Raw genomic sequence first — 861 nt, forward strand, 5'->3', positions numbered from 1 at the left:
CTGCAGAGTTGACCATAACTCCAATGGGTCGGGGCCAACGGCTCACGGCTGCCAGGCAAGATCAGCGACATGCGCTCGGTGTTGTCGCGGGTCGCTTCGACGTGGACGTCGGCGGCTTCGACGGTGCGGACACGAGCCTGATCGGTCCGTGCGCTGACGGCGCGATGAAGGTCGGAAAGGGACAGGTAGCGTTCGTCGTCTGGCCGCGAGAACCATTCCGACGACACGCGGCCGATGCGTTCGCCGCGCGATATATCGACCTTGAAGCCTGACGAGGCCGGCCGGGAGTTGGAAATCATGGTGTGCATGTTGGTGTCTCCTTGGACAAAAGGGCGGGCGGCTGACCGCTCCTGCGGACAACCGGACGGGCGAAACGGGTGTTGAAGCACAGAGCGCCACAGCGCATGGGCGGCGCTTTATGGTGGGGGCAGTCGACTGCGCCGCCCTAGGCGGCGGCGCAGGGGAACACTCAATCGATGGCCTGGAAGATTTCCGAGGCTTCGGGATGGTCCGCGGCGTAGGCGTAGAGGCAGCCGTAGCCTTCCGAGAGACGATCGGATTGATGCTGGAAGGAGAGATGCGAGAAGGCGAACAGCGTCGCGATCACCCCGGCAGCCTCCGCCGAGACGTCCCCCTGAAACCCGGTGATCTCACCGGTGATCCTGAAACGCGATGTCGATCTCGGAGCTAGAAACAGCGACTTGCCGTCCTGCTCGTAGAAATCCCAGAACCCGCCGCGGTAATCGAGCGGGCTGAGCCTCTCCATGAGACCATAGACGGCATTCTCGCCGATGATGACGAGCGAACGCCCGAACAAGGTGGGAAGGAATTCCGCGCGGCGATCGTCGGGGACAATAGACG

Annotated in this window: 1 protein-coding gene and 1 pseudogene; both read right to left on the reverse strand. The window is 63.2% G+C overall.

Annotated elements, in window-relative coordinates; translation table 11 throughout:
• Window positions 1-308 (reverse strand): annotated as a pseudogene (locus tag ACT6Q8_RS25450) (DUF932 domain-containing protein); the annotation flags it as partial.
• Between the two features lie 161 nt (window positions 309-469).
• Window positions 470-861: antirestriction protein (locus ACT6Q8_RS25455; protein WP_444739472.1), on the reverse strand; the 392-nt coding region annotated here is incomplete at its 5' end.

It is taken from the genome of Niveispirillum sp., assembly GCF_052437035.1.
Lineage (GTDB): Bacteria > Pseudomonadota > Alphaproteobacteria > Azospirillales > Azospirillaceae > Niveispirillum.